This window comes from Thiocapsa sp. (assembly GCF_011390875.1).
Classification (GTDB): Bacteria; Pseudomonadota; Gammaproteobacteria; order Chromatiales; family Chromatiaceae; genus Thiocapsa.
The window spans coordinates 1-5538 of the sequence record NZ_JAABRP010000259.1 but is presented as its reverse complement, the minus strand read 5'-3'; the positions used below and the strand labels follow the sequence as shown (position 1 = coordinate 5538).

At 63.1% G+C, this 5538-nt stretch carries 8 protein-coding genes; all 8 read right to left on the bottom strand.

Going from position 1 to position 5538, the window contains the following annotated elements; genetic code table 11:
- A partial coding sequence (locus tag GPT33_RS16600) for a LysR family transcriptional regulator (RefSeq protein WP_296811098.1) occupies positions 1 to 821 on the bottom strand: 821 nt, incomplete at its 3' end.
- Positions 822 to 1291: 470 nt separating this feature from the next.
- Positions 1292 to 2515, bottom strand: a complete 1224-nt coding sequence (gene tatC / locus GPT33_RS16595; protein WP_296811096.1) for a twin-arginine translocase subunit TatC — start codon at positions 2513 to 2515, stop codon at positions 1292 to 1294.
- 106 nt (positions 2516 to 2621) lie between these two features.
- Entirely contained in the window at positions 2622 to 2990 is a 369-nt protein-coding gene (tatB, locus tag GPT33_RS16590) for a Sec-independent protein translocase protein TatB (RefSeq protein WP_296811092.1), read from the bottom strand.
- Between the two features lie 37 nt (positions 2991 to 3027).
- Complete coding sequence (gene tatA, locus GPT33_RS16585) at positions 3028 to 3288, bottom strand: twin-arginine translocase TatA/TatE family subunit (RefSeq protein ID WP_296811089.1); 261 nt, start codon at positions 3286 to 3288, stop codon at positions 3028 to 3030.
- 195 nt (positions 3289 to 3483) lie between these two features.
- Complete coding sequence (locus tag GPT33_RS16580) at positions 3484 to 3801, bottom strand: phosphoribosyl-ATP diphosphatase (protein WP_296811086.1); 318 nt, start codon at positions 3799 to 3801, stop codon at positions 3484 to 3486.
- A 3-nt stretch (positions 3802 to 3804) separates the two neighbouring features.
- The gene (hisI, locus tag GPT33_RS16575; RefSeq protein WP_296811083.1) at positions 3805 to 4203 is read right to left on the bottom strand and encodes a phosphoribosyl-AMP cyclohydrolase; all 399 of its coding nucleotides are present in this window, start codon (positions 4201 to 4203) and stop codon (positions 3805 to 3807) included.
- A gap of 69 nt (positions 4204 to 4272) precedes the next feature.
- The gene (gene hisA, locus GPT33_RS16570) at positions 4273 to 5013 is read right to left on the bottom strand and encodes a 1-(5-phosphoribosyl)-5-[(5-phosphoribosylamino)methylideneamino]imidazole-4-carboxamide isomerase (protein ID WP_296811080.1); all 741 of its coding nucleotides are present in this window, start codon (positions 5011 to 5013) and stop codon (positions 4273 to 4275) included.
- Positions 5014 to 5093: 80 nt separating this feature from the next.
- A partial coding sequence (hisB, locus tag GPT33_RS16565; RefSeq protein ID WP_296811077.1) for an imidazoleglycerol-phosphate dehydratase HisB occupies positions 5094 to 5538 on the bottom strand: 445 nt, incomplete at its 5' end.

The following is a 5538-nucleotide window of genomic DNA, read 5'->3' as shown; positions in this document are numbered from 1 at the left end:
TTCGGGAAATACTGAGAGAGTGGGATTCTACTCAAGTTTTCGTCACCAGTCAGACAGACATCGGTCACGATCGAGATACCCAAGCCCAGCTCGACATATTTTTTGATGACCTCCCAGCCACCAGCCTCCAACGTGACCCGGTAGGCCAGGTTGTGTTGCTTGAACACCAGATCGACCATCCGCCAAGTGCTGAGATGCCGCGGCGGAAGGATCAGGCCGTAGGGGGCGATCTCCTCGAGGGTCACCGATTCCCGACCCGCCAGCGGATGATCCTTCGGTGTAATAAGCGTCGGCTGATAGGTGACGAATGGGCGGTAGGTTATGTCGTCCGGCACATCCAGCATCGACCCCACGGCTAGGTCGACCTCGTCCGCGCGCAGCATCGCCAACCCGTCGCGGCCGGTTACGTTGTGCATCTTCAGCTCGATCCCCGGATACTGGTCCACGAAGGCGCGTACCGGGTCGGGCAGGATGTAGAGGATGGTCGACTCGCCGGCGGCGACGTTCAACACGCCGCGATCGACACGACCGCACTGCGTCGCGAAGGCCTCGTGCAGCTTGTCCATACCCTCGACCAGAGGCTCGGCCATCTGGAACAGCAGATCGCCCTCGGGAGTCAGCTTGATCTTGGGACCCCGCCGCTCGAACAAGACAGTGCTGAACTCGCGCTCCAGCGCCTGAATCTGCAAAGACACGGTGGGTTGACTGAGAAAGATCTTCTCGGCTGCAGCGCTGACGCTGCCGGTGCGCGCCGCATGGCAAAAGGCCCGCAGTTGTTTGAGTCGATTCTGTTTATAGTGAATCTGGGATCCTGAGCCCATTGGGATTTCGATCTTCAAATGGTGGTAAAAACTATACTATCCCAGCATAGCCATTGAAAGAAGCAATTATTTCAACGCGACGATCTAACGTCTCGGGCTCGGCACAGTCACCATGGATCCGGCCTTCGAGTGCCTCGGATGCATCCCGGGCGTTGTCAGGCCAGGCTTAGCGAGCCGGCGTCGTGATTCTCGACAAGATGCAGCAACAGCGACGGGCGTCACCTAGAGGCCCAACGGGAACGTAGCGGGCGTGGCCCAGCTGTCGGACCACAACGAGCGAACGCGATTATCATGGCAGTCAATGCCTTGCATGTAGCGCGATGCGGTCAACGGCCGGAGGGCGAGAAAACGAACGAGGGTCATCATGCGATGGCATGAGGAGCGGCAGGCGGCACAGCCCACCTCGCGTTACACCCGATTTCGCCTTTGGAGTTAGAGGCGCCGATCGGGCAAAGGCGTCTCGGAACCGCTCAAGCCTCGTCGAGCTGATTGAGGATGTTGCGTGCCACGCGCCGTTGATCGGCATCGCCTTCCTCCAGAACCTCGTAGAGCACCGTGCGCGCCGCGAAGGTGCTGCCGAGCTCGCGGAGTCGGTTCGCCCGCCGAATCTTCTCCTCGACCGAGTTGATTACAGGTGCAATCTCGGGGGGCGTCGCTTGCGTCGCCGAAGCGGGGTTCAACTCGGCACGTCGAGGCGTCTCCGGGAGCTCGTCGGCCTCGATCAGATCCAGCTCGGCCTCCATCTCCGACTCGCTCAACGGCTGCCAGCGATCCGGGTCGTCGAAGTGCGGATCGAGATCGCGCCCGATCTCCCGCCCGGCAGCAGGCGTCCCGGGGCGGGGTGTCACTCGGCCCGAGGCCGAGCCACCGACCGGTCCATCCGGACCGGAACCCAAGGCCGACAACCCGCTACCCGATGCCTCGGGATCCGGGTCTTCGTCGGTCTCCGTCGCGCGTTTTCGCATCAGGATCTTCGAGAAGACAATCCCCAGCTCGAAGAGCAACCACATGGGCACGGCCAGCAAGGTCTGCGAGATGACATCCGGCGGCGTCAACAGCATGCCGATAACGAAGGCACCGACGATGACGTACGGGCGTTTCGAGGCAAGTGCGTCCGGCGTCGTGATCCCGGCCGCCACGACCAGGATCGTCGCAATCGGGATCTCGAAGGCGATTCCGAAGGCGAAGAAGAGGGCCAGCACGAAGTCCAGATAGGCGGAGATGTCCGTCATCATCGCCACACCCTCCGGCGTGGATGCCGACAGGAAGGCGAAGATCAACGGGAAGACAACGAAGTAGGCGAACGCGACCCCGACGTAAAACAGGATGATGCTTGAGATCAGCAGAGGCGTCGCCAGGCGTTTCTCGTGTTTGTAGAGCCCGGGGGCGACGAACCCCCAAAACTGGTAGAGCAAGAAAGGCATCGACAGGAACACCGCGGCGATCAGGGCCAGCTTGAAGGGTGTCAAGAAAGGCGCGGCCACCTGGGTGGCGATCATGGTGTTGCCATCCGGCAACTGCGCCATCAGGGGCGCTGCGACAAAGGTGTAGATCTCGTTGGCGAACGGGAAGAGTGCCAAGAACACCACGAAGATCGCAATCGACATGCGGATCAGACGATCGCGTAGCTCGATCAAATGGGAGACGAAAGGCTGTTCGGCACCCGGATCATCGGGCTGCTTCGCGGGGGACATGGGTGATGTTCTCGTCGCAGATTGGATGGCGGCTCGGCGAGCTAATCGGGCGAGCGATGCGTCGGCGTGCCCGACGAGCGTGGATCGGATCGCCGAATCGGCGCGGTCAGCTCGCGGAGGTGTCTCGCTCTGTCGGCCGGGTAGTCGCGGCCGACTCGTCGAGCGCGCCGGATGGCTCGCCTCGCGCCGGGGCACGCGTGGCCGCGGCGTCGGAGGCAGGCGAGGCGGTTCGTTTCGCCGGCTCTTCGAGAATGCTTTCGAGCGGGCGGCTGCGCGCCTGCTTGTCGAGAATCTCCTTGAGTTCGTCGGCCTTGAGCTCGCGCCGGATTTCGTCCTGGACCGATGACAGGGTGCGGCGTGCACGCCCCAGCCAAAGTCCGGCGATACGCGCGACCCTCGGCAGGCGCTCGGGCCCGATCACGACGAGGGCCACGACACCGATCACCACCATCTCCCAGAAACCCATGTCGAACATGGCAACCTCGCGTGACCGCCTCGCTCAGGGATACATCTTAGGCGGACTTGTCCGTCGGCTTCGCCGGTTCGCGTTTGGCCGCCTCGCCGTCGGCGACGCGCTTCTCGGCGGTCTGCTCGACCCGCTTTGCCTCGGCTTCTTCCTCGGCCTTCTCGCTGTCGGACATGGCGCTTCGGAAGCCCTTGATCGCGTTGCCCAGATCGGAGCCGATGCCCTTGAGTCGTTTAGTTCCGAACAACAGCAGCACGATGACCAGGATGATCAGAAGCTGCCAGATACTGATGCCACCAGCGCCCATGTTTTCCTCCGTACCGTCGTGTTGAGACGGTCGACTCGATTCAGTGGGAAGGCCGACGGTACACAAGTCCGACGGCTGGATTTCGGATGTCTTCCGTACTCTTGTCTCAGAGCAGCCGAAGCGACCGGATCATACCGCAATCCCTTGGAGGCGGTTAGTCCTCGGTGAGTCGAGGTCGGCCGGTTTTTATGAGTGTCAGGATCCCCGCCCGGCCTTCTCGTCCAGCCCCGAGAGGCCGAAACGCCGATCCAGCTCCGCCAGAACATCGCCGGGGCCGAGACCTTGCTGCGCTAGCAGGACCAGGGTGTGAAACCAGAGATCCGCGACCTCGTGCACGATCTTCTCGGGGGCTCCGTCCTTGGCCGCCATGACGGTTTCGGTCGCTTCCTCGCCGATCTTCTTGAGGATGGCGTCGAGCCCTTTGGAATAAAGGCCTGCAACATAGGAGCTTCCCGGATCCGCCCCTTTCCGCGCCTCCAAAACGTCGGACAACCGCTCGAGCAAGTCATTCATGGTCTATTCGTCCTTCCCGTAAATCGTTTGCGGATCCTTCAGGACAGGCGCGCTCTCGACCCAACGCCCCTGCGCATCGAGCTCGCGGAAGAAGCAGTTGTGACGCCCCGTGTGGCAGGCGATCCCGCCCTTCTGCTCGACCTCCAAGAGCACGACATCCGCATCGCAATCGAGCCGAATCGCATGCACCACCTGCTGATGACCCGACTCCTCGCCCTTGTGCCAGAGTCGCCCGCGCGAGCGCGACCAGTAGACGGCGTGTCCGGTGTCTCGCGTCAGCCGCAGCGACTCGGCATTCATCCAGGCCATCATCAAGATGATCCCGGTCCCGTGCTCCTGCGCGATCGCCGGCACCAGTCCCCGGGCATCCCATTGGATGGCGTCGAGCCAGTCGTCAGACATGTTCGATCTCCCCGCGACGGTACCAGTATCGACAACACGCGGCTCCGCCGGTGCGGAATTCACGCCGGCTCAACGCGGGCTCAAGCTGTCCGCAAGACGCTGCCCCTCGGCGAAGTCGAGCGTACCTTCATAGATGGCACGGCCCGTGATGGCCCCGATGATGCCGCAGTTTGCCACCTCGGCCAGCGCACGCACGTCGTCGATGACCGTGATGCCGCCGGAGGCGATCACCGGGGTGCGGATCGCCCCGGCCAACGCACGGGTAGCCTCGACGTTGGGCCCGTTCATCATGCCGTCGCGGCCGATATCGGTGTAGATGATGGCCGCGACCCCGGCGTCCTCGAAGCGCTTGGCGAGATCCTCGGCAAGATGCTCGGTGACCTTCGCCCAGCCCTCGATGGCGACCTGCCCGTCCTTCGCATCGAGTCCGACCATGATCTGCCCGGGAAAGGATCGACAGGCGCGCTCGACGAAGACCGGCTCCTTCACCGCCTGGGTCCCGATGATGCAGTAGGTCACCCCGGCGCTCAGATACGCTGCGATGGTAGCCTCGTCGCGGATGCCGCCGCCGACCTGGATCGGCAGCTCGGGAAATGCCTCGGCAATACCGCGGATGGCCTCGCCGTTGACCGGCATGCCGGCAAAGGCGCCGTTGAGATCGACTAAATGCAGTCGGCGCGCACCCTCTCCCACCCAGCGTGCAGCGGTGTCGACCGGGTCGTCGGAGAAGACCGTCGCCTCGTCCATCCGGCCTTGACGCAGGCGCACACAGCGGCCGTCCTTCAAATCGATCGCGGGAATCAGCAGCATGGATCGGTCACTCGCTGTCGGATATCGAATAGGCGCCCCCTGCCGAAAGATCGGGCAAGGACGACGAGGTGGGTCGAGCCTCAAAGCGCACCCTTGGTGGACGGGGTGATCCCGGCCATCCGTGGATCCGGCTCCACGGCCATGCGCAACGCACGCCCGAACGCCTTGAAGACGGTCTCGGCCTGGTGATGCGCGTTCGCGCCGCGCAGATTGTCGATGTGGAGCGTCATGGCCGCGTGGTTCACCAGACCTTGGAAGAACTCACGAAAGAGATCGACATCGAACCCGCCGATCATGGCGCGGGTAAAGTCGACGTTGAACTCCAGCCCGGGGCGACCGGACAGATCGACCACGACACGCGACAGGGCCTCGTCCAGCGGAACGTAGGCGTGACCATAACGACGCAGGCCCTTTTTGTCCCCGAACGCCTGCGCCAGCGCCTGACCGAGCGTGATGCCGATGTCCTCCACCGTGTGGTGGGCGTCGATATGCAGATCGCCCTCGGCCTGGATGTCGAGATCGATC

Bases quoted from the DNA above. Each gene is read 5' to 3' on its own strand.
- tatC (WP_296811096.1), bottom strand. From the start codon at position 2,515: ATGTCCCCCGCGAAGCAGCCCGATGATCCGGGTGCCGAACAGCCTTTC.
- tatA (WP_296811089.1), bottom strand. From the start codon at position 3,288: ATGGGCGCTGGTGGCATCAGTATCTGGCAGCTTCTGATCATCCTGGTC.
- hisI (WP_296811083.1), bottom strand. From the start codon at position 4,203: ATGTCTGACGACTGGCTCGACGCCATCCAATGGGATGCCCGGGGACTG.
- tatB (WP_296811092.1), bottom strand. From the start codon at position 2,990: ATGTTCGACATGGGTTTCTGGGAGATGGTGGTGATCGGTGTCGTGGCC.
- hisA (WP_296811080.1), bottom strand. From the start codon at position 5,013: ATGCTGCTGATTCCCGCGATCGATTTGAAGGACGGCCGCTGTGTGCGC.
- GPT33_RS16580 (WP_296811086.1), bottom strand. From the start codon at position 3,801: ATGAATGACTTGCTCGAGCGGTTGTCCGACGTTTTGGAGGCGCGGAAA.